General features: G+C 43.1%; 30 protein-coding genes and 1 other annotated feature. All 30 genes read left to right on the forward strand.

Annotated features, from left to right (window positions below; genetic code table 11):
• Positions 1-86: 86 nt before the first annotated feature.
• The 30 genes from nusG (at position 87) to rplF (ending at position 24,400) form a co-directional block, all read left to right on the forward strand.
• Positions 87-620: a transcription termination/antitermination protein NusG gene (nusG, locus tag H540_RS0111885; protein ID WP_028400844.1), complete on the forward strand. Its 534-nt coding sequence runs from the start codon at positions 87-89 to the stop codon at positions 618-620.
• Positions 621-787: 167 nt separating this feature from the next.
• Positions 788-1,213, forward strand: a complete 426-nt coding sequence (rplK, locus tag H540_RS0111890) for a 50S ribosomal protein L11 (RefSeq protein WP_028400845.1) — start codon at positions 788-790, stop codon at positions 1,211-1,213.
• Positions 1,214-1,384: 171 nt separating this feature from the next.
• Positions 1,385-2,077 carry a 50S ribosomal protein L1 gene (rplA, locus tag H540_RS0111895; protein ID WP_028400846.1) on the forward strand — a complete coding sequence of 231 codons (693 nt, stop codon included), beginning with the start codon at positions 1,385-1,387 and terminating at the stop codon, positions 2,075-2,077.
• Between the two features lie 49 nt (positions 2,078-2,126).
• Positions 2,127-2,265: a sequence feature (ribosomal protein L10 leader region), on the forward strand.
• A 38-nt stretch (positions 2,266-2,303) separates the two neighbouring features.
• Positions 2,304-2,804 (forward strand): 50S ribosomal protein L10, encoded by a 501-nt coding sequence (gene rplJ / locus H540_RS0111900; protein ID WP_028400847.1) that lies wholly within the window; start codon positions 2,304-2,306, stop codon positions 2,802-2,804.
• Between the two features lie 63 nt (positions 2,805-2,867).
• Positions 2,868-3,227: a 50S ribosomal protein L7/L12 gene (rplL, locus tag H540_RS0111905; protein WP_028400848.1), complete on the forward strand. Its 360-nt coding sequence runs from the start codon at positions 2,868-2,870 to the stop codon at positions 3,225-3,227.
• A gap of 117 nt (positions 3,228-3,344) precedes the next feature.
• Positions 3,345-3,494: a hypothetical protein gene (locus H540_RS34205; protein ID WP_155891010.1), complete on the forward strand. Its 150-nt coding sequence runs from the start codon at positions 3,345-3,347 to the stop codon at positions 3,492-3,494.
• A 132-nt stretch (positions 3,495-3,626) separates the two neighbouring features.
• Positions 3,627-4,226, forward strand: a complete 600-nt coding sequence (locus H540_RS0111910) for a class I SAM-dependent methyltransferase (protein WP_028400849.1) — start codon at positions 3,627-3,629, stop codon at positions 4,224-4,226.
• A 277-nt stretch (positions 4,227-4,503) separates the two neighbouring features.
• Positions 4,504-8,037 carry a DNA-directed RNA polymerase subunit beta gene (gene rpoB / locus H540_RS0111915; protein ID WP_028400850.1) on the forward strand — a complete coding sequence of 1,178 codons (3,534 nt, stop codon included), beginning with the start codon at positions 4,504-4,506 and terminating at the stop codon, positions 8,035-8,037.
• Between the two features lie 38 nt (positions 8,038-8,075).
• Complete coding sequence (gene rpoC, locus H540_RS0111920) at positions 8,076-11,687, forward strand: DNA-directed RNA polymerase subunit beta' (protein ID WP_028400851.1); 3,612 nt, start codon at positions 8,076-8,078, stop codon at positions 11,685-11,687.
• A 291-nt stretch (positions 11,688-11,978) separates the two neighbouring features.
• On the forward strand, positions 11,979-12,401 hold the full coding sequence (gene rpsL / locus H540_RS0111925; RefSeq protein ID WP_028400852.1) for a 30S ribosomal protein S12: 423 nt from the start codon (positions 11,979-11,981) through the stop codon (positions 12,399-12,401).
• 32 nt (positions 12,402-12,433) lie between these two features.
• Positions 12,434-12,904, forward strand: a complete 471-nt coding sequence (gene rpsG, locus H540_RS0111930) for a 30S ribosomal protein S7 (RefSeq protein ID WP_028400853.1) — start codon at positions 12,434-12,436, stop codon at positions 12,902-12,904.
• 207 nt (positions 12,905-13,111) lie between these two features.
• Positions 13,112-15,190: an elongation factor G gene (gene fusA / locus H540_RS0111935; RefSeq protein WP_028400854.1), complete on the forward strand. Its 2,079-nt coding sequence runs from the start codon at positions 13,112-13,114 to the stop codon at positions 15,188-15,190.
• A 129-nt stretch (positions 15,191-15,319) separates the two neighbouring features.
• Positions 15,320-16,507: an elongation factor Tu gene (gene tuf, locus H540_RS0111940; protein WP_028400855.1), complete on the forward strand. Its 1,188-nt coding sequence runs from the start codon at positions 15,320-15,322 to the stop codon at positions 16,505-16,507.
• A gap of 311 nt (positions 16,508-16,818) precedes the next feature.
• Positions 16,819-17,127 carry a 30S ribosomal protein S10 gene (gene rpsJ, locus H540_RS0111945; protein WP_028397310.1) on the forward strand — a complete coding sequence of 103 codons (309 nt, stop codon included), beginning with the start codon at positions 16,819-16,821 and terminating at the stop codon, positions 17,125-17,127.
• Between the two features lie 33 nt (positions 17,128-17,160).
• Positions 17,161-17,793 carry a 50S ribosomal protein L3 gene (gene rplC / locus H540_RS0111950; RefSeq protein WP_028400856.1) on the forward strand — a complete coding sequence of 211 codons (633 nt, stop codon included), beginning with the start codon at positions 17,161-17,163 and terminating at the stop codon, positions 17,791-17,793.
• A gap of 22 nt (positions 17,794-17,815) precedes the next feature.
• Positions 17,816-18,439, forward strand: a complete 624-nt coding sequence (gene rplD, locus H540_RS0111955) for a 50S ribosomal protein L4 (RefSeq protein WP_028400857.1) — start codon at positions 17,816-17,818, stop codon at positions 18,437-18,439.
• Positions 18,439-18,729, forward strand: coding sequence for a 50S ribosomal protein L23 (gene rplW, locus H540_RS0111960; RefSeq protein ID WP_028400858.1), 291 nt, complete (start codon positions 18,439-18,441; stop codon positions 18,727-18,729). The genes rplD and rplW overlap by 1 nt, the downstream gene beginning before the upstream one ends.
• A 27-nt stretch (positions 18,730-18,756) precedes the next feature.
• Entirely contained in the window at positions 18,757-19,587 is an 831-nt protein-coding gene (gene rplB, locus H540_RS0111965; RefSeq protein ID WP_028400859.1) for a 50S ribosomal protein L2, read from the forward strand.
• Between the two features lie 57 nt (positions 19,588-19,644).
• Positions 19,645-19,923, forward strand: coding sequence for a 30S ribosomal protein S19 (gene rpsS, locus H540_RS0111970; protein WP_028400860.1), 279 nt, complete (start codon positions 19,645-19,647; stop codon positions 19,921-19,923).
• Positions 19,924-19,940: 17 nt separating this feature from the next.
• On the forward strand, positions 19,941-20,282 hold the full coding sequence (rplV, locus tag H540_RS0111975; protein WP_028400861.1) for a 50S ribosomal protein L22: 342 nt from the start codon (positions 19,941-19,943) through the stop codon (positions 20,280-20,282).
• Between the two features lie 3 nt (positions 20,283-20,285).
• Positions 20,286-20,945: a 30S ribosomal protein S3 gene (gene rpsC, locus H540_RS0111980; RefSeq protein ID WP_028400862.1), complete on the forward strand. Its 660-nt coding sequence runs from the start codon at positions 20,286-20,288 to the stop codon at positions 20,943-20,945.
• 2 nt (positions 20,946-20,947) lie between these two features.
• Positions 20,948-21,382, forward strand: coding sequence for a 50S ribosomal protein L16 (rplP, locus tag H540_RS0111985; protein WP_028400863.1), 435 nt, complete (start codon positions 20,948-20,950; stop codon positions 21,380-21,382).
• Positions 21,372-21,572, forward strand: a complete 201-nt coding sequence (gene rpmC, locus H540_RS0111990) for a 50S ribosomal protein L29 (RefSeq protein ID WP_028400864.1) — start codon at positions 21,372-21,374, stop codon at positions 21,570-21,572. The genes rplP and rpmC overlap by 11 nt, the downstream gene beginning before the upstream one ends.
• 22 nt (positions 21,573-21,594) lie before the next feature.
• Entirely contained in the window at positions 21,595-21,858 is a 264-nt protein-coding gene (gene rpsQ, locus H540_RS0111995; protein WP_011983253.1) for a 30S ribosomal protein S17, read from the forward strand.
• 45 nt (positions 21,859-21,903) lie between these two features.
• Entirely contained in the window at positions 21,904-22,272 is a 369-nt protein-coding gene (gene rplN, locus H540_RS0112000) for a 50S ribosomal protein L14 (RefSeq protein ID WP_028400865.1), read from the forward strand.
• Between the two features lie 38 nt (positions 22,273-22,310).
• On the forward strand, positions 22,311-22,622 hold the full coding sequence (rplX, locus tag H540_RS0112005) for a 50S ribosomal protein L24 (RefSeq protein WP_028400866.1): 312 nt from the start codon (positions 22,311-22,313) through the stop codon (positions 22,620-22,622).
• 25 nt (positions 22,623-22,647) lie between these two features.
• The gene (gene rplE / locus H540_RS0112010) at positions 22,648-23,187 is read left to right on the forward strand and encodes a 50S ribosomal protein L5 (protein ID WP_028400867.1); all 540 of its coding nucleotides are present in this window, start codon (positions 22,648-22,650) and stop codon (positions 23,185-23,187) included.
• A gap of 33 nt (positions 23,188-23,220) precedes the next feature.
• Complete coding sequence (locus H540_RS0112015) at positions 23,221-23,406, forward strand: type Z 30S ribosomal protein S14 (protein WP_028400868.1); 186 nt, start codon at positions 23,221-23,223, stop codon at positions 23,404-23,406.
• A gap of 29 nt (positions 23,407-23,435) precedes the next feature.
• Entirely contained in the window at positions 23,436-23,834 is a 399-nt protein-coding gene (rpsH, locus tag H540_RS0112020; RefSeq protein ID WP_028400869.1) for a 30S ribosomal protein S8, read from the forward strand.
• A gap of 26 nt (positions 23,835-23,860) precedes the next feature.
• On the forward strand, positions 23,861-24,400 hold the full coding sequence (gene rplF, locus H540_RS0112025) for a 50S ribosomal protein L6 (RefSeq protein WP_028400870.1): 540 nt from the start codon (positions 23,861-23,863) through the stop codon (positions 24,398-24,400).
• Positions 24,401-24,412: the final 12 nt, after the last annotated feature.

The raw sequence follows: 24,412 nt of genomic DNA on the forward strand, positions 1-24,412 counted from the left end.
AACTGTGTTGAAAACCCGGTGAACGGGTTTTTTCATTTGAGCAAAAATAGTAGAATCGGGGAGGGAAGGACGTTCGTCCTAACGGAATGGAAAAACGTTGGTATGTTGTACATACTTATTCTGGATACGAGAATAAAGTAAAAACGAACTTGGAGAAGCGTGTGGAAACAATGAACATGCAGGATAAAATTTTCCGTGTTGTCGTCCCAGAAGAAGTAGAAGTTGAAATGAAAAATGGGAAAGAAAAGCTGACAAAGCGAAAAGTGTTCCCAGGTTATGTGTTAGTAGAGTTAATCATGACGGATGATTCTTGGTACGTGGTGCGCAATACGCCTGGCGTAACTGGATTCGTTGGCTCTGCAGGCTCCGGTTCTAAACCAACTCCTTTATTAGAGGAGGAAGTAGCTGTAATCCTGAAGCGCATGGGTGTAGAGAGCGAGAAGGTTGACTTTGATTTTGAATTGAACGAAACGATTCGGGTAAAAGAAGGTCCATTTGCAAATTACACAGGTATAATTGAAGAGATTGATACTGAAAAGCAAAAAGTAACTGTATTAGTGGATATGTTCGGCCGTGAAACACCGGTGGAACTTGATTTTACCCAAGTTGAAAAATTATAAGAATAAAGCCTTGAAATGAATCACAAAAAGTGATAATATCTTTAAGGTCAGTATGTCTTCAGACAGAAGACACTAATTTGGATGCTTTTATCTTGCAAAAAGATAAAAGATAGAGTGGGAGGGCTAACGCCCATTTACCACATCACGGACTTAAGGAGGTGTGTCTCGTGGCTAAAAAGGTAATTAAAGTTGTTAAACTACAAATTCCTGCAGGTAAGGCTAACCCAGCTCCACCGGTTGGTCCGGCACTAGGACAAGCGGGTGTTAACATCATGGGCTTCTGTAAAGAGTTCAACGCTCGTACAGCTGACCAAGCTGGATTAATTATCCCTGTTGAAATTACGGTATTTGAAGACCGTTCCTTCACTTTTATTACAAAAACTCCGCCTGCTGCTGTTCTTCTTAAAGTAGTAGCTGGTATTCAGTCTGGTTCTGGTGAACCAAACCGTAATAAAGTGGCAACTGTTAAGCGTGATAAAGTACGCGAAATCGCTGAACAAAAAATGCCTGACCTAAACGCAGCTAGCGTAGAAGCTGCTATGCGCATGGTCGAAGGTACTGCACGCAGCATGGGTATCATTATCGAAGACTAATTCGATTTGTTTGTTGTAAAAGAAGGTTGCGGGTCTTAAAACATTCGCAACCTTTATTATCGTAAATACGTTTGCTTTTTTATATACAAGGATGCGTGCCTCATCCTCTAAAACTCAGGCATATACGTGGGAGGTTATTCCGCTAAAACCACATTCAAGGAGGAAATTGAAATGGCGAAAAGAGGTAAAAAGTATCTAGAAGCTGCAAAGCTTGTAGATCGTGCAACTGCTTACTCTGTAACAGAAGCAATTGAGCTTGTAAAGAAAACAAACCCAGCTAAATTTGATGCAACTGTAGAAGTTGCATTCCGTTTAGGCGTAGACCCTAAGAAAGCTGACCAACAAATCCGCGGCGCAGTAGTACTTCCAAACGGTACTGGTAAAGTGCAAAGCGTGTTGGTATTTGCTAAAGGTGAAAAAGCGAAAGAAGCAGAAGCTGCTGGCGCTGACTACGTAGGAGATGCTGACTTCATCAACAAAATCCAACAAGGTTGGTTTGATTTTGATGTAGTAGTAGCAACTCCAGACATGATGGGTGAAGTTGGTAAGCTTGGCCGCGTATTAGGACCTAAAGGCTTAATGCCAAACCCTAAAACTGGTACAGTTACTTTTGACGTAACAAAAGCAGTTAACGAAATCAAAGCTGGTAAAGTTGAATACCGCGTTGATAAAGCTGGTAACATCCACGTTCCAGTTGGTAAAGTATCTTTCGAAAACGAAAAGCTTGCTGAAAACTTGCAAACAGTATACGATACTATGCTAAAAGCTAAGCCGGCTGCTGCAAAAGGTACTTATGTGAAGAACGTAACTGTTGCTTCTACAATGGGACCTGGCGTAAAAGTAGACGCTTCTACTTTCGCATAAAAATTGGAAGTTGACTTCATCACGAAGTTTTTATATAATCAATGATGTTGTGAATTTAATACCTGTACCGTAGACAGTAGGTGCCTATATGGCTTAATTTCCTGCCGAGGTGTTTGAATAGAAACGGAAATTTTCTGTGACTATAAAACCTCCATGTCTACTTGGCGTGGAGGTTTTTTTATCGCGCACGGTATCGGTACAATCCAGTTCTACAGGAGGTGTAACGATGAGCAAAGCAATTGAAGCAAAACAAGTCGTAGTAGCTGAGATCGCTGGCAAACTTAAGGAAAGCAAATCAACAATCGTTGTGGACTACCGCGGTTTGACAGTATCTGAAGCGACTGAACTTCGTAAGCAATTACGTGAGGCAGGTATCGAGTTCAAGGTTTACAAAAACACTTTAACTCGCCGCGCTGCAGAAGAAGCTAGCATGGCAGACTTAAACGAATACCTAACAGGACCAAACGCTATCGCATTCAGCAATGAAGACGTAATAGCTCCTGCAAAAGTATTAAACGATTTCGCTAAAAAGCATGAAGCTTTAGAAATCAAAGCTGGTGTCATCGAAGGTAAATTAGTAAGCGTAGAAGAAGTAAAAGCAATCGCTGAACTTCCATCTCGCGAAGGCTTACTTTCTATGTTGCTTAGCGTTCTTCAAGCTCCAATCCGCAACCTTGCACTTGCTGCAAAAGCTGTGGCGGACCAAAAAGAAGAACAGGGCGCTTAATTGTCGACCTAAACTAATTGTTTTATACATTTAAATTCTATGTAAATAAGGGAGGATCTCCAAATGACTAAAGAACAAATCATTGAAGCGGTTAAAAATATGACTGTATTAGAACTTAACGACCTAGTTAAGGCGATCGAAGAAGAATTCGGCGTAACTGCTGCTGCTCCAGTAGCTGTAGCTGCTGGCGGTGCTGTTGAAGCTGCTGAACAAACTGAATTCGACGTAGTACTTGCTAACGCAGGCGCTCAAAAAATCAAAGTTATCAAAGTGGTTCGTGAAATCACTGGCCTTGGCTTAAAAGAAGCTAAAGAACTAGTTGACAACACTCCTAAAGCAGTTAAAGAAGGCGCTTCTAAAGAAGAAGCTGAAGAAATCAAAGGCAAACTTGAAGAAGTTGGAGCAGTTGTTGAAGTTAAGTAATTTCACTTATGCTGCATAAAAAAAGCTCGCTCTTATGCGGGCTTTTTTTTATCCCGCTCTAACTGTCCGTAGCGCAGAAGGAAATACGAGAAGAAAAAACGGACAGTAAGAGCCCGATTGGCTCAACTAACATCAGCGGAGAAAGGCGTTCCGCTGATGAAGGTTCGCCTTATCCCGCTTGTCCGTAGCGCAGAAGGAAATACGAGAAGAAAAACGGACAGTAAGAGCCCGATCGGCTCAACTAACATCATGGGACAGGTACCCTGATGAAGTTTCGTTTTATCCAATAAGGTATAAAATAGATGGGAAAAGGTTTATAACGGAAAGAAGGATAAGCCGCATACAGTCTTTTTTAAAGGAGCGGCAAGTTGCGGTTTGTTTCACGAAAGAGGTGGAAGAATGGCGGATCATTATTTTTCTAACAGCCCGACGAGCAAAAGTGAACGAAAAAAATGGGAGTTTCAGCTGCGCGGGCATGCATTGACTTTTCTCTCTGACCATGGTGTGTTTTCGAAAAATGAAGTGGATTTTGGATCTCGTGTGCTCATTGAAACATTTCAAGCGCCGGATGCAGATGGACCGCTTCTTGATGTGGGATGCGGCTACGGTCCGATCGGATTATCGCTTGCGAAGGAGTATAATGCGCGGCGCGTTGATATGATTGATGTAAACGAACGAGCTTTGGAGCTTTCAAAGGAAAATGCTGTGCTGAATCGCATTCATAACGTTCGCATTTTTCAAAGCAGCATATACGAACATGTAACAGATCAATATGCCGCGATTTTATCTAACCCTCCTATTCGTGCCGGAAAACAGGTTGTGCACGAAATTTTGGAAAAAGCACATGATTATCTGGTGCCTGGAGGAGAGCTTTGGATTGTTATTCAGAAAAAGCAAGGTGCACCATCTGCTATTTCTAAAATGGAGGAAGTATACTCCTCTGTGGAAATCGTGGAAAAGAAAAAAGGATATTATATCATAAAATCAAAAAAACGTTGACGGTTATTTTTGGTTGTGTTAACATTATACAATGCCAATATATGATTTTCTGAGTTTGTGTATATGTATAATTTTGTATAACTTGGAAATGATAGTAAAATCGGTAAAAGATTGAAATAGAATGATGGTTTTCTGATGAGAAACCATTTTTCTTTTTTGCACGTGAAGAAATCACGTTTATGACAAGGCTGCGCTTAGGATGCGTTAGCCGTCTTTAGTTTGTTGTTTTTGCACTTTAGTGCATTTTATAATACTCATGATTTGAGGGGTGAAGCAGTTGACAGGTCAACTAGTTCAATACGGACGCCACCGCCAACGAAGAAGTTATGCCCGTATTAGTGAAGTATTGGATTTACCAAATCTTATTGAAATTCAGACCTCTTCTTATCAATGGTTTCTTGATGAGGGTTTACGAGAGATGTTTCAGGACATTTCCCCAATTGAAGACTTCACAGGGAATCTATCTCTTGAATTCATCGACTACAGCTTAGGTGAACCTAAGTACTCTGTAGAGGAATGTAAAGAGCGTGACGTTACATACGCTGCGCCGTTGCGTGTAAAGGTACGCCTTATCAATAAAGAGACAGGTGAAGTAAAAGAGCAAGATGTATTCATGGGAGACTTCCCATTAATGACAGAGACGGGAACTTTTGTGATTAACGGCGCAGAGCGCGTTATCGTTTCCCAGCTTGTTCGTTCACCGAGCGTGTACTACAGCGGCAAGATAGACAAAAACGGAAAGCGCGGATTTACAGCTACTGTAATTCCAAACCGTGGTGCATGGCTGGAGTATGAAACAGATGCAAAGGATGTCGTATACGTACGTATCGATCGTACGCGTAAACTTCCTGTAACGGTATTGCTGCGTTCCCTTGGATTCGGCTCTGATCAAGAAATCGTTGATCTTTTGGGCGAGAACGAATACTTGCGGAATACATTAGAGAAAGACAATACAGACAGCACAGAAAAAGCATTGCTTGAAATTTACGAGCGTCTTCGCCCAGGCGAGCCGCCTACAGTAGATAATGCAAAGAGCTTGCTTGTTTCTCGCTTCTTTGATCCAAAGCGCTATGATTTAGCGAATGTAGGACGCTATAAAATCAATAAAAAGCTTCATATTAAAAACAGACTGTTCAACCAGCGTTTGGCAGAAACATTGGTAGATCCAGAAACAGGAGAAATTCTAGTTTCAGAAGGAACTATCTTGGATCGCCGTACATTGGATCGCATCCTTCCTTACTTAGAAAAGAACATCGGTTTCAAAGTTGCAAAGCCGATGGGCGGCGTAGTAGATGAAGATGTGAGTATGCAATCTATCAAAATTTATGCTCCGGATGCAGATGGCGAGCATGTAATTAATGTAATCGGTAATGCAAACATCGACCGTAATGTAAAGCATATTACGCCGGCTGACATTATTGCATCTATCAGCTACTTCTTCAATCTTCTTTATAAAGTAGGAGATACAGACGATATCGACCACTTAGGAAACCGTCGTCTTCGCTCCGTAGGAGAATTGCTGCAAAATCAATTCCGAATCGGTCTTTCTCGTATGGAACGCGTTGTTCGCGAGAGAATGTCCATTCAAGATACAAATGCAATTACACCGCAAGCGTTAATTAATATCCGCCCGGTTATTGCATCTATTAAAGAGTTCTTCGGAAGCTCCCAGCTATCTCAGTTCATGGACCAAACAAACCCGCTTGCAGAGCTAACGCATAAGCGTCGTCTTTCTGCACTCGGTCCGGGCGGTTTGACGCGTGAGCGTGCAGGCTTTGAAGTGCGTGACGTTCACTACTCTCACTACGGCCGTATGTGTCCGATTGAAACGCCAGAGGGTCCAAACATCGGTTTGATTAACTCCTTGTCTTCCTTCGCAAAGGTAAATGAGTTCGGTTTTATTGAAACACCTTACCGCCGCGTTGATCCGGAAACAGGACGTGTTACAAACCGCGTAGATTACCTGACAGCGGACGAAGAAGATAACTATGTAGTGGCACAGGCAAATATGCGTCTTTCTGAAGAAGGAGAGTTTCTTCATGAAGATATCATCGCTCGTTTCCGCGGTGAGAACACCGTTGTAAACCGCGATCGTGTAGATTACATGGATGTTTCTCCGAAGCAGGTAGTATCTGCCGCAACAGCATGTATTCCATTCTTAGAAAACGATGACTCCAACCGTGCGCTTATGGGTGCGAACATGCAGCGTCAAGCAGTTCCATTGTTAAACCCGGAAGCTCCTATCGTAGGTACTGGTATGGAGTACGTATCCGCAAAAGACTCTGGTGCTGCAGTAATCTGTAAACACCCGGGCGTTGTAGAACGCGTAGAAGCAAAAGAAGTTTGGGTACGCCGTTATGTAGAAGTAGATGGTCAAAAGGTAAAAGGTGATCTAGACCGCTACAGAATGTTGAAATTTATCCGTTCCAATCAAGGAACATGCTATAACCAACGTCCGATCGTGAGCGTTGGAGACCAAGTAGTAAAAGGAGAAATCCTTGCTGACGGTCCTTCCATGGAGAAAGGCGAGCTTGCGCTTGGCCGCAACGTGCTTGTAGGCTTCATGACATGGGACGGTTATAACTATGAGGATGCAATCATCATGAGCGAGCGTCTTGTGAAAGATGATGTTTACACATCTGTTCATATTGAAGAATATGAATCGGAAGCTCGTGATACAAAGCTTGGACCAGAAGAAATTACACGCGATATCCCGAACGTAGGGGAAGACGCGCTTCGCAACCTGGATGAGCGCGGCATCATCCGCATCGGTGCTGAAGTAAAAGACGGAGATCTTCTTGTTGGTAAAGTAACGCCAAAAGGTGTAACAGAACTGACTGCAGAAGAGCGTCTCTTACATGCAATTTTCGGTGAAAAAGCACGTGAAGTCCGCGATACATCCTTACGTGTTCCGCATGGCGGCGGCGGTATTATCCTGGATGTGAAAGTGTTCAACCGTGAAGACGGAGATGAGCTTCCGCCAGGAGTTAACCAACTTGTTCGCGCATATATCGTGCAAAAACGTAAAATTTCTGAAGGTGACAAAATGGCGGGCCGACACGGTAACAAGGGTGTTATCTCCCGTATTTTACCGGAAGAAGATATGCCGTACCTTCCAGACGGCACACCGATCGATATCATGTTAAACCCATTGGGAGTACCTTCCCGTATGAACATCGGTCAGGTATTAGAGCTTCATATAGGTATGGCGGCACGCTACCTAGGCATTCATGTAGCGTCTCCAGTATTTGACGGTGCTCGTGAGGAAGATGTGTGGGCAACGATTCAAGAAGCAGGCATGGCTCGCGATGCAAAAACAGTCCTTTATGACGGGCGTACTGGTGAACCGTTTGATAATCGTGTATCTGTAGGTGTTATGTACATGATCAAGCTTGCGCACATGGTTGATGATAAGCTCCATGCTCGTTCTACTGGACCTTACTCACTTGTAACGCAACAGCCTCTAGGCGGTAAAGCGCAGTTCGGCGGACAGCGCTTTGGTGAGATGGAGGTTTGGGCGCTTGAAGCTTACGGTGCTGCTTATACACTTCAAGAAATCTTAACAGTTAAGTCTGATGACGTAGTAGGACGTGTGAAGACATACGAAGCGATTGTCAAAGGCGAGAACGTTCCAGAGCCTGGTGTTCCGGAATCCTTCAAGGTATTAATTAAGGAACTGCAAAGCTTAGGTATGGATGTTAAGATGATGTCCAGCGAAGATAAGGAAATTGAAATGCGCGACGTCGATGAAGATGACGACCATCAATCTGCCGATAAGCTAAATATCGAAGTTGAGACAACGAAAGAATAATTGGGTATAACCTGTAGATTAAAAGGGAGGTAGGCCCCTTGATAGATGTAAACAACTTTGAATATATGAAGATTGGACTTGCTTCACCCGACAAGATTCGTTCTTGGTCACACGGTGAAGTAAAGAAGCCAGAAACGATTAACTATCGTACGTTAAAGCCTGAAAAAGACGGTTTATTCTGTGAGCGCATTTTCGGTCCTACAAAGGACTGGGAATGCCATTGCGGTAAATATAAGCGCGTCCGTTATAAAGGCGTAGTTTGTGACCGATGCGGTGTGGAAGTAACTCGTGCGAAAGTACGCCGCGAGCGCATGGGCCATATCGAATTAGCTGCTCCTGTATCGCACATTTGGTATTTCAAAGGCATCCCGAGCCGCATGGGACTTGTATTAGACATGTCCCCTCGTGCGCTTGAGGAAATTATCTACTTCGCTTCTTACGTTGTCACAGAAAGCGGAGATACGCCGCTTGAGAAGAAGCAGCTTTTATCCGAGAAGGAATACCGTGCGTATCGTGAAAGATACGGCAGCACTTTCCAAGCATCTATGGGTGCAGAAGCTATTAAAAAGCTATTGCAAGATATCGACTTGGATAAAGAAGTAGATCATTTGAAAGAAGAATTAAAGACGGCACAAGGCCAACGTCGTACACGTGCTATTAAGCGTTTGGAAGTATTAGAAGCATTCCGCGGTTCCGGAAATGAGCCGTCTTGGATGGTATTAGACGTTCTTCCAGTTATTCCGCCGGAGCTTCGTCCGATGGTTCAATTAGACGGCGGACGTTTTGCTACTTCTGACTTGAACGACTTATATCGCCGTGTAATCAACCGTAATAACCGTTTGAAGCGTCTTCTTGATCTTGGTGCACCAAGCATTATCGTGCAAAACGAAAAGCGTATGCTCCAAGAAGCAGTAGATGCGCTAATTGACAACGGCCGCCGCGGACGTCCTGTTACAGGACCGGGCAACCGTCCATTAAAATCTCTTTCTCATATGCTAAAAGGTAAGCAGGGACGTTTCCGTCAAAACTTGCTTGGTAAGCGTGTGGATTACTCTGGCCGTTCCGTTATCGTAGTAGGACCGAACTTAAAGATGTATCAATGCGGATTACCTAAGGAAATGGCTCTTGAGCTATTTAAACCTTTCGTAATGAAAGAGCTAGTGGAAAAAGGATTGGCTCACAATATTAAGAGTGCGAAGAGAAAAATTGAGCGCGTACAGCCTGAAGTTTGGGACGTTCTTGAATCTGTAATCAAAGAACACCCAGTGCTTCTAAACCGTGCCCCGACTCTTCACCGTCTTGGTATTCAGGCGTTTGAGCCAACTCTTGTAGAAGGCCGCGCAATCCGTCTTCACCCGCTCGTATGTACAGCATATAACGCGGACTTTGACGGAGACCAAATGGCGGTTCACGTACCGCTTTCTTCCGAAGCACAAGCAGAAGCACGTTTGCTTATGTTAGCGGCGCAAAACATCTTGAACCCGAAAGATGGAAAGCCAGTTGTTACGCCGTCTCAGGATATGGTATTAGGTAACTATTACCTAACGCTTGAGCGCGCTGATGCAGTCGGCGAAGGTATGGTATTCAAAGATACAAACGAAGCATTGATTGCATACCATAACGGATATGTACATTTGCATACTCGTGTTGCGGTTGCAGCAGGCTCTTTAAATAACCAAACGTTTACAAAAGAACAAAACGGCATGCTGTTGTTAACAACAGTTGGAAAGCTTATATTCAACGAAATCTTGCCAAAATCTTTCCCTTACATTAACGAACCTACGAAGAGCAACTTAGAGAGAGAAACACCTGCTAAGTATTTTGTTCCAAAAGGTGCAGATGTAAAGGCTATGATTGCTGAGCGTGAAGAAGTAGCGCCGTTTAAGAAGGGGATTCTTGGTAACGTCATCGCTGAAGTGTTCAAACGTTTCCAAATTACAGAAACATCTCGAATGCTGGACCGCATGAAGAACCTAGGATTTAAGCATTCCACAAAAGCCGGTATTACAGTTGGTGTGGCAGACATCGTTGTATTAGGCGAAAAAGAACAAATTCTACAAGAAGCGCAAGCGAAGGTAGATAATGTTACAAAACAATTCCGTCGCGGTTTAATTACGGAAGAAGAGCGTTACGATCGCGTTATTACTATTTGGAGTAATGCGAAGGATGTTATCCAAGGAAAACTGATGAAGTCCTTGAACAAGCGCAACCCAATCTTCATGATGAGTGATTCCGGTGCCCGTGGTAACGCATCCAACTTTACGCAGCTTGCAGGTATGCGCGGATTGATGGCAAACCCATCCGGCCGTATCATCGAGCTTCCAATCAAATCAAGTTTCCGCGAAGGTTTAACAGTACTCGAGTATTTCATTTCCACGCATGGTGCGCGTAAAGGTCTTGCCGATACAGCGCTTAAGACTGCTGACTCTGGTTACTTGACTCGCCGTCTCGTTGACGTAGCACAGGATGTTATCGTACGCGAAGACGATTGCGGTACAGACAGAGGCTTGCTTGTACGTGCAATTAAAGAAGGAAACGAAGTTATCGAATCCTTATACGATCGTCTCGTAGGACGCTTTGCAAGAAAAACTTTGAAGCATCCAGGAACGAATGAAGTACTTGTGAGTGAAAATGAGTTAATTACAGAAGATCTTGCAACTGTAATTGTTGAAGCGGGCGTGGAAGAAGTATACATTCGCTCTGCCTTCACATGTAACACTCGCCACGGCGTATGTAAGAAGTGTTATGGACGTAACCTTGCAACTGGTACGGATGTAGAAGTTGGAGAGGCGGTAGGTATTATTGCAGCCCAATCCATCGGTGAACCTGGTACACAGTTGACGATGCGTACATTCCATACAGGCGGGGTTGCAGGAGACGATATCACGCAAGGTTTACCGCGTATCCAAGAGCTATTCGAAGCGCGTAATCCAAAAGGTCAGGCAGTGATTTCTGAGATTGACGGTTATGTTGCAGCAATCAATGATGTGAAAGATCGTCAAGAAGTTGTTATCCAAGGTGACGTAGAGAGCCGTCCGTATACAATTCCTTACGGCGCTCGCCTGAAAGTGGCGGAAGGTCAGCGTATTATGCGCGGTCAAGAACTTACAGAAGGTTCTATCGATCCGAAGGAATTATTAAAAGTAAAAGATAACAAAGCGGTGCAAGAGTACTTGCTGCGTGAAGTTCAAAAAGTATACCGTATGCAAGGGGTAGAAATCGGTGATAAGCACGTTGAGGTAATGGTTCGCCAAATGCTTCGCAAGGTGCGCGTAATGGACGCTGGAGATACAGACGTATTGCCAGGAACATTGCTTGATATTCACCAATTCACGGATGCAAACGCAAAAGTATTACTAGAAGGCAAGCAGCCGGCAACAGCTCGTCCTGTACTTCTCGGTATTACAAAAGCATCCCTTGAAACTGATTCCTTCTTGTCTGCTGCTTCGTTCCAAGAAACAACTCGTGTTCTTACAGATGCAGCAATTAAAGGTAAACGCGATGAGCTTCTAGGTCTGAAAGAGAATGTAATTATCGGTAAGCTTGTTCCGGCCGGTACAGGTATGAGCCGCTACCGCAAAGTAGAGCTTACGAAGCAATCTCCGGAAGATGCAATTGTGCAAAACACTGAGGTTTATGTAGAAAGCTAAAATTTTCTAGCATAAATTTTACGTGAAATTGCATTAGGGCAGTTGACATTGCACTCGGCAAGATGTTAATATAATCAAGGTTGCTCCTAAAGGGATATTTTCGGACGATGTATAAAGCACGTTGCGATAATCTCTGGGTGTTGAGCAAGGAGCTTCAAAATATTTATAATCGGTTAAAACTGTTTTTGTGAGGCGAGAGCGTGCGGCTCTCCCTTGCAAGAACTTTGTTTTCAACTAATAATGAACCACCTGGATATGTGGTCATACAAAGATGTGAAGGGAGGATAAACCATGCCTACTATTAACCAATTAGTAAGAAAAGGTCGTACTGATAAAGTATGGAAATCCAAATCACCTGCGTTAAACAAAGGTTTCAACTCTTTGAAGAAAAAATCAACGGATCTATCTGCTCCACAAAAACGTGGCGTATGTACTCGTGTTGGTACAATGACTCCAAAGAAACCAAACTCCGCGTTGCGTAAATACGCTCGTGTACGTTTAACAAACGGTATTGAGGTTACTGCTTATATCCCAGGTATCGGACATAACTTACAAGAGCATAGCGTAGTATTAATTCGCGGTGGTCGTGTAAAGGACTTACCAGGGGTACGTTACCACATCGTTCGCGGTGCGCTTGACACAGCTGGTGTTAACAACCGTGCGCAAGGACGTTCTAAATATGGTACTAAGAGACCAAAAGCTGCTAAAAAATAATAGACATTCTGCTTTGAAAGGAGGAACTAAACATGCCTCGTAAAGGACCTGTTTCTAAAAGAGACGTATTACCAGATCCGCTTTACAACTCTAAGCTTGTAACTCGTCTAATCAACAAAATGATGATTGACGGTAAAAAAGGTACATCTCAAGCTATTCTTTATAATGCATTTGATATCGTACGCGATCGTGCAGGCAAAGATCCTATGGAAGTATTTGAACAAGCGCTTAAGAACATCATGCCAGTTCTTGAAGTTCGTGCTCGTCGTGTCGGCGGTGCTAACTACCAAGTTCCAGTAGAAGTTCGCCCAGAGCGTCGTACTACATTAGGTCTTCGCTGGTTAGTAAACTACGCTCGTCTTCGTGGTGAAAAAACTATGGAAGAGCGTCTAGCTAACGAAATTCTTGATGCTGCTAACAACAGCGGTGCATCTGTTAAGAAACGTGAGGACACTCACAAAATGGCAGAAGCGAACAAAGCGTTTGCTCACTACCGCTGGTAGAATTAAAATAGTAGTTGTATGCATAAAGCTGCTGAGCTTGTTGTTCATGAAAAGTAGAGAGAGGGAGAAATTCCTCTCTCTTCAATGAACGTCCCTTTTACATAATTAGGGTGTCTTTGGATATACTCACCATGTATGATGAGCAGGCAGCTTTTATGCTACCCATAAAAAATCCAATCCAACTAAAGGAAGGAGAAAAAATACCATATGGCAAGAGAGTTCTCCTTAAACAACACTCGTAATATCGGTATCATGGCCCATATTGATGCTGGTAAAACAACTACGACTGAGCGTATTTTGTTTTACACTGGCCGTGTACACAAAATCGGTGAAGTGCACGAAGGTGCTGCAACGATGGACTGGATGGAGCAAGAGCAAGAGCGTGGTATTACAATCACGTCCGCTGCGACAACTGCTCAATGGAAAGGTCATCGCGTAAACATCATCGATACTCCTGGACACGTAGACTTTACTGTAGAGGTAGAGCGTTCCCTTCGTGTACTTGATGGTGCTGTTGCTGTACTTGATGCTCAATCCGGTGTAGAGCCGCAAACAGAAACTGTTTGGCGTCAAGCAACAACTTACGGAGTTCCTCGTATCGTGTTCGTTAACAAAATGGACAAGATCGGTGCAGACTTCCTTTACTCCGTAAAAACATTGCATGAGCGCTTACAAGCAAATGCTCATCCAATCCAATTACCAATTGGTGCGGAAGATCAATTCAAAGCGATTATTGACCTTGTAGAAATGAAGGCTCATTTCTATACAAACGATCTAGGTACTGACATTCAAGAAGGTGAAATTCCTGCTGAATATCAAGATAAAGCAGAAGAACTTCGCGGTTCTTTAATCGAGGCACTTGCTGACCACGATGAAGAGTTAATGATGAAGTATCTTGAAGGCGAAGAAATTACAGTTGAAGAATTAAAAGCGGCTATCCGTAAAGCTACGCTAAGCGTAGAATTCTTCCCTGTAGTAGTTGGCTCTGCCTTCAAAAACAAAGGTGTTCAGTTAATGCTAGATGCAGTAATTGACTACCTTCCATCTCCGGTTGACGTTCCGGCTATCACAGGTATCGTTCCTGATACTGATGAAGAAGTGACTCGTCCAGCTGATGATGAAGGTCCATTCTCTGCATTGGCATTCAAAATCATGACTGACCCTTATGTAGGTAAGTTAACGTTCTTCCGCGTTTACTCCGGTAAAGCTGAAGCAGGTTCTTACGTAATCAACTCTACAAAAGGCAAGCGTGAGCGTTTAGGCCGTATCCTGCAAATGCACGCAAACTCTCGTCAAGAGATTTCTGTATGTTACTCCGGTGACATCGCGGCTGCTGTAGGTTTAAAAGATACTACAACTGGCGACACTTTATGTGATGAAAAGAATCGCGTGATTCTTGAATCCATGACGTTCCCAGAACCAGTTATCTCTGTAGCTATCGAGCCTAAATCTAAAGCTGACCAAGATAAAATGGGTACAGCTCTAGTGAAGCTTTCTGAAGAAGATCCAACATTCCGTGCTCATACGGACCAAGAGACTGGTCAAACAATCATCTCCGGTATGGGTGAGCTTCACCTTGACATCATTGTTGACCGTATGCGTCGCGAGTTCAAAGTAGAAGCAAATGTTGGTGCTCCGCAAGTAGCTTACCGTGAAACTTTCCGCGCTGCGGCTAAAGTTGAAGGTAAGTTCGCGCGTCAATCCGGTGGTCGCGGACAATTCGGTCACGTATGGATTGAGTTCGAACCGAACGAAGAAGGTAAAGGTTTCGAGTTCCAAAACAAAATCGTGGGTGGGGTTGTTCCACGTGAATACATCCCGGCTGTAGAAGCAGGTCTTAAAGATTCAATGCAAAATGGTGTACTAGCTGGTTATCCACTAGTAGACGTAAAAGCTGCATTAGTTGACGGATCTTACCATGATGTAGACTCTTCTGAAATGGCGTTTAAAATCGCTGCATCTATGGCATTGAAAGCTGCTGTTTCTAAATGTAACCCAGCTCTTCTTGAGCCGATGATGAAGGTTGAAGTTGTAATCCCTGATGAGTACCTAGGTGACATCATGGGAGATATCACTTCCCGCCGCGGTCGCGTAGAAGGTATGGAAGCACGCGGTAACGCGCAAGTAGTTCGTGCGTTGGTTCCGCTTTCTGAAATGTTCGGTTATGCAACGTCTCTTCGTTCTAATACGCAAGGACGCGGAACATTCTCTATGGTGTTTGACCATTATGAAGAAGTTCCACGCAGCATTGCTGAAGAAATCGTTAAGAAAAATAAAGGTCAATAATTGATTTTTATCAATTGTTCAAGTATAACTACTATGTAAGCCTAGAAAGCGGACAGGCATCCATCTTTCCGCTTTCTATCCTATATAACTATATAAACATAAACAATGATTGTTAAGGAGGATATTATAATGGGTAAAGCTAAATTCGAACGCTCTAAACCGCATGTTAACATTGGTACAATCGGCCACGTTGACCATGGTAAAACTACTTTAACTGCTGCTATCACTACAGTTCTTGCAAAAGCTGGTGGTGCTGAAGCACGTGCATACGATCAAATCGATGCTGCTCCAGAAGAAAGAGAGCGCGGTATCACAATCTCTACTGCACACGTTGAGTATGAAACTGACACTCGTCACTATGCACACGTTGACTGCCCAGGTCACGCTGACTACGTTAAAAACATGATCACTGGTGCTGCTCAAATGGACGGCGGAATCCTAGTAGTATCTGCTGCTGATGGTCCAATGCCACAAACTCGTGAGCACATCCTTCTTTCTCGCCAAGTAGGTGTTCCATACATCGTTGTATTCTTAAACAAATGCGACATGGTTGACGACGAAGAATTACTAGAACTAGTTGAAATGGAAGTTCGTGACCTATTGTCTGAATATGACTTCCCTGGCGACGATGTTCCAGTTATCAAAGGTTCTGCTCTTAAAGCTCTTGAAGGAGATGCTGAGTGGGAAGCGAAAATCACTGAATTAATGGCTGAAGTTGATGCTTACATCCCAACTCCAGAACGCGATACTGACAAACCTTTCTTAATGCCAGTTGAGGACGTATTCTCTATCACTGGTCGTGGTACAGTTGCTACTGGTCGTGTAGAACGCGGTATCGTTAAAGTTGGTGACGTAGTTGAGATCGTTGGTCTTATGGAAGAAACTAAAAACACAACTGTAACAGGTGTTGAAATGTTCCGTAAGCTTCTTGACCAAGCTCAAGCTGGTGACAACATCGGTGCGCTTCTTCGTGGTGTAGCACGTGATGACATCCAACGCGGACAAGTACTTGCAAAACCAAACTCCGTTAAACAACACACAAAGTTCAAAGCGGAAGTTTACGTTCTATCTAAAGAAGAAGGCGGACGTCACACTCCATTCTTCTCTAACTACCGTCCACAATTCTATTTCCGTACAACTGACGTAACTGGAATCATCCAATTACCAGAAGGTGTGGAAATGGTTATGCCTGGCGACAACATCGAAATGACTGTTGAGCTTATCGCTCCAATCGCGGTTGAAGAAGGAACTAAGTTCTCCATCCGTGAAGGTGGCCGTACAGTAGGCGCTGGCGTAGTTGCTACAATCACAGAGTAATTGAACAACAAGAACTCAGGAGAAATCCTGGGTTCTTTTTTGTTCCAAAATCTACTTCCAAAAACGGTACTGCCATTGCTTGAAATCAGTAGAGTGTCCGTGTATAATATGAAAAGTACAATAAAAAAGGCAAAAACCTAATTTTCTATTGCGTATCTGATTAGGATATTATATAATAGAAAATGTTGGTCTTTGACTGCGATGAAGTGGAAGGTTACCGACACACACGGCCGCTTTGCCATGGCGAGTGTGGGGAAAATTTCCATGGAGAATGTCTATTTTTAAAAATAGGCGAAGAAGGAGGGAAAATAATGGCAAAAGAAAAAATTCGTATCCGTTTAAAAGCTTACGATCACCGTATTCTTGATCAGTCGGCAGAAAAAATCGTGGAAACAGCAAAACGTTCTGGTGCTGCGGTATCTGGTCCGATTCCATTACCGACTGAGAAATCTGTTTACACAATTCTTCGTGCTGTGCATAAGTACAAAGATTCTCGTGAGCAATTCGAAATGCGTACGCACAAACGCTTAATCGACATCGTGAATCCTACTCCGCAAACAGTAGATTCACTAATGCGTTTAGATTTACCGTCTGGCGTAGATATCGAAATTAAACTATAAATGTAATTTAAAACAATGCAGGAGGTGTGACTCATGACCAAAGGAATCTTAGGAAGAAAGATCGGTATGACTCAAGTATTTGCTGAAAACGGCGCGCTAATTCCGGTAACTGTTATCGAAGCAGCTCCAAACGTCGTTCTTCAAAAGAAAACTGCTGAAACTGACGGCTACAACGCTATCCAATTGGGTGCTGAAGACAAGCGCGAAAAGCTTGCAAACAAGCCGGAACAAGGTCATGCAGCTAAAGCAAATACTGCTCCTAAGCGCTTCATTCGCGAATTACGCGATGCAAACGTAGAAGAGTACGAAGTTGGTCAAGAGGTTAAAGTAGAAATTTTCGCTGCTGGTGAAACAGTAGATGTAACAGGTACTTCTAAAGGTAAAGGTTTCCAAGGTGTAATTAAACGTCACGGACAATCTCGCGGACCTATGTCTCACGGTTCCCGTTACCATCGTCGTCCTGGTTCTATGGGACCTGTTGCTCCAAACCGCGTTTTCAAAGGTAAAAAATTGGCTGGACGCATGGGCGGAGACCAAATCACTGTACAAAACCTTGAAATCGTTAAAGTAGATGCGGAACGCAACTTACTATTAGTAAAAGGCAATGTTCCAGGTGCTAAGAAATCACTCGTAGTGGTTCGCGGTGCTGTTAAGGCTGGAAAATAATCAATAGAAAGGAGGACATCCAATGCCAAAAGTAACGTTATTTAACCAAGCAGGAACTCAAGTTGGTGAAATGGAATTAGCAGAAGCTATTTTCGGTATCCAACCAAATGAAGCAGTACTTTTTGATGCAGTAATCATGCAACGTGCATCTATGCGTCAAGGTAATCATAAAGTAAAAGGTCGTTCTGAAGTGCGCGGTGGCGGACGTAAGCCATGGCGTCAAAAGGGAACTGGACGTGCTCGTCAAGGTTCTATCCGTTCCCCACAATGGCGCGGCGGCGGTATTGTGTTCGGTCCTACTCCTAGATCTTACGCTTATAAATTACCTAAAAAAGTTCGTCGTTTAGCTATTAAGTCTGCATTGTCTACTAAAGTTTTAGAGAACAACATCATCGTTCTTGACAGCTTAGCATTAAATGCTCCGAAGACAAAAGAAATGGTAGCTGTATTAAAAGGTTTATCTATCGAGAAGAAAGCTCTTATCGTAACTGCTGATGCGGATGAAGCGGTAGCGCTATCTGCTCGTAACATTCCTGGAGTAACAGTAATCACTGCTGGCAGCGTGAACGTATTAGACGTTCTTGGTCATGAGAAATTAGTCATGACAAAAGCGGCAGTGGAAAAAGTAGAGGAGGTGCTTGCATAATGAGAGATCCTCGTGATATCATTAAGCGCCCGGTTATCACTGAACGTTCTATGGAAATGATGGCTGAAAAGAAATACACATTTGATGTGGACGTAAAAGCTAACAAAACTGAAGTGAAAGATGCTATTGAAGCAATCTTCGGTGTGGAAGTTGATAAAGTAAACATCATGAACTATAAGCCAAAGTTCAGACGTGTAGGTCGCTACTCCGGTTTAACAAACCGTCGTAGAAAAGCTATCGTTAAATTAACTGCTGACAGCAAAGAAATCGAAATCTTCGAAGGCGTTTAATTCTAATAGAGAAGGAGGGAAACCGAGATGGCAATTAAAAAGTACAAACCAACATCCAATGGTCGTCGTGGCATGACAGCTTCTGATTTCGCTGAAATCACAACTGACAAGCCGGAAAAATCCTTGATCGCGCCTTTAAAGAAAAAGGCTGGTCGTAACAACCAAGGTAAAATTACTGTACGTCACCAAGGTGGCGGACATAAGCGTCAATATCGTATCATCGACTTCAAACGCGATAAAGATGGAATTCCAGGACGCGTTGCTACAATCGAGTACGATCCAAATCGTTCCGCAAACATCGCATTAATTAACTATGCTGACGGTGAAAAGCGTTATATCCTAGCTCCGAAAAACCTACAAGTAGGTATGGAGATTATGTCTGGCCCTGAGGCTGACATTAAAGTAGGTAACGCATTACCGCTTGTAAATATGCCTGTGGGTACTGTAATCCACAACATCGAGCTTAAGCCTGGTAAAGGTGGACAATTAGTACGTTCTGCTGGTTCATCTGCACAAGTGCTTGGTAAAGAAGGCAAATACGTACTTGTACGTTTAACTTCTGGCGAAGTACGCTTAATTTTGTCTGCTTGCCGTGCTACAGTAGGTCAAGTTGGTAACGAGCAACATGAGCTTATCAAAATTGGTAAAGCTGGTCGTTCTCGTTGGTTAGGCAAACGTCCTACAGTTCGTGGTTCTGTAATGAACCCAGTTGATCACCCACACGGTGGTGGTGAAGGTCGTTCTCCTATCGGACGTAAGTCTCCAATGTCTCCATGGGGTAAACCAACTCTTGGATACAAAACTCGTAAGAAGAACAAAGCTTCTGACAAGTTCATTGTTCGTCGTCGTAAAAAATAACGGGGTTGTAGTACGGTTCATTAGAACCGTACCTCAATCACGAAGGGAGGTACAAAAATGGCTCGCAGCTTAAAAAAGGGACCATTTGTCGATGATCATTTAATGAAGAAAATCGAACAATTAAACGAAAAAGAGGCTAAGCAAGTTGTAAAAACTTGGTCTCGTCGTTCTACTATTTTCCCACAGTTCATTGGTCATACAATCGCTGTGTATGATGGTCGTAAACACGTTCCAGTATTCGTTACTGAGGATATGGTTGGCCACAAACTAGGTGAGTTTGCACCTACTCGTATGTACAAAGGCCATGTTGCCGACGATAAGAAAACAAGAAGATAATGAGAGGAGGCACTCCAATGCAAGCTAAAGCAGTAGCGAGAACAGTTCGTATTGCTCCTCGTAAGGTTCGTCTAGTATTAGATTTAATCCGAGGAAAGCAAGTTGGTGAAGCAATCGCAATTCTTCGCCACACGCCAAAAACTGCTTCTCCAGTTGTAGAGAAAGTTTTAAAATCTGCAATTGCAAATGCAGAGCATAACTATGAAATGGATCCAAATAGCCTAGTTGTTAGCGCAACTTTTGCTGATGAAGGTCCAACACTAAAACGTTTCCGTCCACGCGCAATGGGACGTGCAAGCCAAATTAACAAACGCACAAGCCACATCACAATCGTGGTATCAGAAAAGAAGGAGGGATAATCGATGGGTCAAAAGGTAAGTCCGATTGGTCTTCGCGTTGGTATTATTCGTGATTGGGAATCTAGATGGTACGCTGGTAAAGATTACGCAGAACTTTTACACGAAGACATTAAGATTCGTGAATACATCAGCGCTCGTTTAAAGGATGCTTCCGTTTCTAAAGTAGAAATCGAACGTGCTGCAAACCGCGTAAACATTACAGTACACACTGCAAAGCCTGGTATGGTAATTGGTAAAGGTGGTACAGAAGTTGAAGCGCTTCGTAAAGCTCTTAACCAATTAACTGGCAAGCGTGTACACATCAATATCCTAGAAATCAAAAAAGCTGACCTTGATGCGAAACTAGTTGCTGAGAACATTGCTCGTCAATTAGAAAACCGTGTATCATTCCGTCGTGCGCAAAAGCAATCTATCCAACGTTCTATGCGTGCAGGTGCACAAGGTATCAAGACTCAAGTTTCTGGACGTCTTGGCGGAGCTGATATCGCTCGTGCTGAATCTTACAGTGAAGGTACTGTTCCACTTCATACTCTTCGCGCTGACATCGACTATGCAACTGCAGAAGCAGATACAACATACGGCAAGCTTGGTGTAAAAGTATGGATCTACCGTGGAGAAGTCCTTCCTACAAAAAAGAGAGCTTCTGAGGAAGGAGGAAAATAAATATGTTAATGCCTAAACGCGTGAAATATCGCAGAGAGCATCGTGGAAAAATGCGTGGTAAAGCGAAAGGCGGTACTGAAGTTCATTTCGGCGAATTCGGTCTGCAATCTCTTGAAGCGTCTTGGATTACAAACCGTCAAATTGAAGCTGCGCGTCGTGCAATGACTCGTTACATGAAACGTGGCGGTCAAGTATGGATTAAAATTTTCCCTTCTAAGCCTTACACTGCAAAACCTCTAGAGGTGCGCATGGGTTCCGGTAAAGGTGCTCCAGAAGGTTGGGTAGCTGTAGTTAAGCCTGGTAAAGTAATGTTTGAAATCGCTGGCGTTTCTGAAGAAGTAGCACGCGAAGCATTACGCCTTGCAGCTCATAAACTACCTGTTAAGTGCAAGTTCGTAAAACGTGAAGAAAATGGTGGTGAAGCAAATGAAAACTAATGAAATTCGTGAATTAACCACTGTCGAAATCGAACAAAAAGTTAAAGCATTGAAGGAAGAGTTATTCAACCTTCGCTTCCAATTGGCTACAGGTCAGTTAGAAAATACAGCTCGCATCCGTGAAGTACGTAAAGCGATTGCTCGTATGAAGACTGTAGTTCGTGAAAGAGAGATTGGAATTAACGGATAAAAATTGAGGGGAGGTTTGCATTGTGAGCGAACGTAACCAACGTAAAGTTTATACTGGACGCGTTGTGTCTGATAAAATGGACAAAACGATTACAGTTTTAGTTGAGACTTACAAAACTCATTCATTATATGGTAAGCGTGTTAAGTACTCCAAAAAGTACAAAGCGCATGATGAGCAAAACCAAGCAAAAGTTGGCGATATCGTAAAGATTATGGAAACTCGCCCGCTTTCTGCGACTAAGCGTTTCCGTTTAGTTGAAATCGTTGAAGAAGCTGTTATTATCTAATAGACGACTCGGATAAATGAGGAATCCGAAGGGAGGTTTCATAGCATGATCCAACAAGAATCTCGTTTAAAAGTTGCTGACAACTCTGGTGCTCGTGAACTATTAACAATTAAAGTACTAGGCGGTTCTGGTCGCAAGTACGCTAACATCGGTGACATCATTGTTGCTACGGTAAAACAAGCAACACCAGGTGGCGTTGTTAAAAAAGGTGACGTTGTTAAAGCAGTAGTTGTACGTACTAAGCGTGGTGTTCGTCGTCCAGACGGTTCTTACATCCGTTTTGACGAAAACGCAGCGGTTATCATCAAGGAAGATAAGAGCCCTCGCGGTACTCGTATCTTCGGACCAGTTGCTCGTGAGTTACGTGATAGCAACTTCATGAAAATCGTTTCTTTAGCTCCAGAAGTTCTATAATTTGAGGTATTGCCTTTCCAAGGAGGTGCACAAGCAAGATGCATGTTAAAAAAGGTGACAAAGTACAAGTAATCACTGGTAAAGACAAAGGAAAACAAGGCGTTATCCTTGCTGCTTTCCCAAAGCAAAACCGTGTTATTGTTGAGGGTGTGAACATCGTTAAGAAGCACTCTAAGCCATCTCAATTAAATCCGCAAGGCGGAATTTTAACAAAGGAAGCACCTATCCATGTATCTAATGTTATGGCATTAGATCCAAAAACAGGTGAACCTACTCGTGTAGGTTACAGTGTAGTAGATGGCAAAAAAGTTCGTATTGCAAAAAAATCAGGTGAATCTTTAGATAAATAATTCTTTTCGAAAGGAGGTCCCTTCATTGAATCGCCTTAAAGAGAAATTCCAAAAAGAAATTACTCCTGCTCTAGTGAGCAAGTTCAGCTATAAATCTGTAATGCAAGTACCTAAGCTTGAGAAGATCGTAATCAACATGGGTATCGGTGATGCAGTTCAAAACTCTAAAGCGTTAGACAACGCTGTAGAAGAACTAACATCAATCGCAGGTCAAAAACCTATTGTAACTCGTGCTAAGAAATCCATCGCTGGATTCCGTCTTCGTGAAGGCATGCCTATCGGTGCAAAAGTTACACTTCGCGGTGAGCAAATGTACGATTTCTTAGATAAGCTTGTATCCGTATCTTTACCACGCGTTCGTGATTTCCGTGGTATTTCTAAGAAGTCTTTTGACGGTCGCGGTAACTACACTCTAGGTGTGAAAGAGCAGTTAATCTTCCCAGAGATTGATTATGATAAAGTAAGCAAAGTACGCGGTATGGATATCGTAATCGTAACAACTGCTAACACTGACGAAGAAGCTCGTGAGCTTTTAACACAATTCGGTATGCCATTCCAAAAATAATGGAAGCCAACGCTAAGTAGAGGAGGCGAAAACGTGGCTAAGAAGTCAATGATTGCGAAGCAAAAACGTGCTCCAAAGTTTAATGTTCAAGCGTACACACGTTGCGAACGTTGCGGTCGTCCACATTCCGTATACCGTAAATTTAAGCTTTGCCGTATTTGTTTCCGTGAACTCGCATATAAAGGACAAATTCCTGGTGTTAAGAAAGCTAGTTGGTAATACCCGAAAATGGGAAGGAGGTAAAACAAATGGTGATGACAGATCCAATTGCAGATATGCTTACTCGCATCCGTAATGCGAACATGGTACGTCACGATAAATTAGAAGTTCCTGCTTCTAAAATCAAGAAAGAAATTGCAGAAATCTTAAAGCGTGAAGGTTTCGTTCGTGACGTAGAATTGATCGAGGATAACAAACAAGGTATCCTTCGTATTTTCTTGAAATATGGTCCAAACAACGAGCGTGTTATTACTGGACTAAAGCGCATCAGTAAGCCTGGCTTGCGCGTATATGCAAAAGCTGATGAAGTACCACGTGTACTTAACGGATTAGGTATCGCGATCGTTTCTACATCTAAAGGTGTTATGACTGACAAAGATGCTCGTCAAGCGCAAACAGGTGGAGAAGTAGTAGCGTACGTTTGGTAATATTGAAACGAACGGAGGTGTGACAAATGTCTCGTATTGGTAAAAAGATTCTTGAAATCCCTGCAGGCGTAACAGTTACAGTTAGCGAAGATAATACTGTGACTGTTAAAGGTCCTAAAGGCGAATTAACTCGTACTTTCAATTCTGATATGGCTATCAAAATTGAAGATAATACATTAACTGTAGAGCGCCCTTCTGATCAGAAGAATCACCGTGCTCTTCACGGCACAACTCGTGCATTGATCGGAAACATGGTTGAGGGTGTAACAAACGGCTTCCAACGCGGCCTTGAGTTAATCGGGGTTGGTTACCGTGCGCAAAAGCAAGGTAACAAGCTTGTATTGAACGTAGGTTACTCTCACCCAGTTGAGATCACACCTGAAGCAGGCATCGAAATCGAAGTTCCTGCAAACACAAAAATCATCGTAAAAGGTATCGATAAACAACGTGTTGGTGAATTAGCTGCTAACATCCGTGCCGTACGTGCTCCAGAGCCTTACAAGGGCAAAGGTATTCGCTATGAAGGCGAAGTTGTACGTCGCAAAGAAGGTAAAACAGCTAAGTAAGCCCATTAGGTG

It is taken from the genome of Ectobacillus panaciterrae DSM 19096 (assembly GCF_000430785.1).
Lineage (GTDB): Bacteria > Bacillota > Bacilli > Bacillales > Bacillaceae_G > Ectobacillus > Ectobacillus panaciterrae.

What these genes read in the sequence shown, in the direction of transcription:
- nusG (WP_028400844.1), top strand. Translation starts at nt 87, where the DNA reads ATGGAAAAACGTTGGTATGTTGTACATACTTATTCTGGATACGAGAAT.
- rplA (WP_028400846.1), top strand. Translation starts at nt 1,385, where the DNA reads ATGGCGAAAAGAGGTAAAAAGTATCTAGAAGCTGCAAAGCTTGTAGAT.
- rplJ (WP_028400847.1), top strand. Translation starts at nt 2,304, where the DNA reads ATGAGCAAAGCAATTGAAGCAAAACAAGTCGTAGTAGCTGAGATCGCT.
- rplL (WP_028400848.1), top strand. Translation starts at nt 2,868, where the DNA reads ATGACTAAAGAACAAATCATTGAAGCGGTTAAAAATATGACTGTATTA.
- H540_RS0111910 (WP_028400849.1), top strand. Translation starts at nt 3,627, where the DNA reads ATGGCGGATCATTATTTTTCTAACAGCCCGACGAGCAAAAGTGAACGA.
- rpsL (WP_028400852.1), top strand. Translation starts at nt 11,979, where the DNA reads ATGCCTACTATTAACCAATTAGTAAGAAAAGGTCGTACTGATAAAGTA.
- rpsG (WP_028400853.1), top strand. Translation starts at nt 12,434, where the DNA reads ATGCCTCGTAAAGGACCTGTTTCTAAAAGAGACGTATTACCAGATCCG.
- fusA (WP_028400854.1), top strand. Translation starts at nt 13,112, where the DNA reads ATGGCAAGAGAGTTCTCCTTAAACAACACTCGTAATATCGGTATCATG.
- tuf (WP_028400855.1), top strand. Translation starts at nt 15,320, where the DNA reads ATGGGTAAAGCTAAATTCGAACGCTCTAAACCGCATGTTAACATTGGT.
- rpsJ (WP_028397310.1), top strand. Translation starts at nt 16,819, where the DNA reads ATGGCAAAAGAAAAAATTCGTATCCGTTTAAAAGCTTACGATCACCGT.
- rplC (WP_028400856.1), top strand. Translation starts at nt 17,161, where the DNA reads ATGACCAAAGGAATCTTAGGAAGAAAGATCGGTATGACTCAAGTATTT.
- rplD (WP_028400857.1), top strand. Translation starts at nt 17,816, where the DNA reads ATGCCAAAAGTAACGTTATTTAACCAAGCAGGAACTCAAGTTGGTGAA.
- rplW (WP_028400858.1), top strand. Translation starts at nt 18,439, where the DNA reads ATGAGAGATCCTCGTGATATCATTAAGCGCCCGGTTATCACTGAACGT.
- rplB (WP_028400859.1), top strand. Translation starts at nt 18,757, where the DNA reads ATGGCAATTAAAAAGTACAAACCAACATCCAATGGTCGTCGTGGCATG.
- rpsS (WP_028400860.1), top strand. Translation starts at nt 19,645, where the DNA reads ATGGCTCGCAGCTTAAAAAAGGGACCATTTGTCGATGATCATTTAATG.
- rplV (WP_028400861.1), top strand. Translation starts at nt 19,941, where the DNA reads ATGCAAGCTAAAGCAGTAGCGAGAACAGTTCGTATTGCTCCTCGTAAG.
- rpsC (WP_028400862.1), top strand. Translation starts at nt 20,286, where the DNA reads ATGGGTCAAAAGGTAAGTCCGATTGGTCTTCGCGTTGGTATTATTCGT.
- rplP (WP_028400863.1), top strand. Translation starts at nt 20,948, where the DNA reads ATGTTAATGCCTAAACGCGTGAAATATCGCAGAGAGCATCGTGGAAAA.
- rpmC (WP_028400864.1), top strand. Translation starts at nt 21,372, where the DNA reads ATGAAAACTAATGAAATTCGTGAATTAACCACTGTCGAAATCGAACAA.
- rplN (WP_028400865.1), top strand. Translation starts at nt 21,904, where the DNA reads ATGATCCAACAAGAATCTCGTTTAAAAGTTGCTGACAACTCTGGTGCT.
- rplX (WP_028400866.1), top strand. Translation starts at nt 22,311, where the DNA reads ATGCATGTTAAAAAAGGTGACAAAGTACAAGTAATCACTGGTAAAGAC.
- rpsH (WP_028400869.1), top strand. Translation starts at nt 23,436, where the DNA reads ATGGTGATGACAGATCCAATTGCAGATATGCTTACTCGCATCCGTAAT.
- rplF (WP_028400870.1), top strand. Translation starts at nt 23,861, where the DNA reads ATGTCTCGTATTGGTAAAAAGATTCTTGAAATCCCTGCAGGCGTAACA.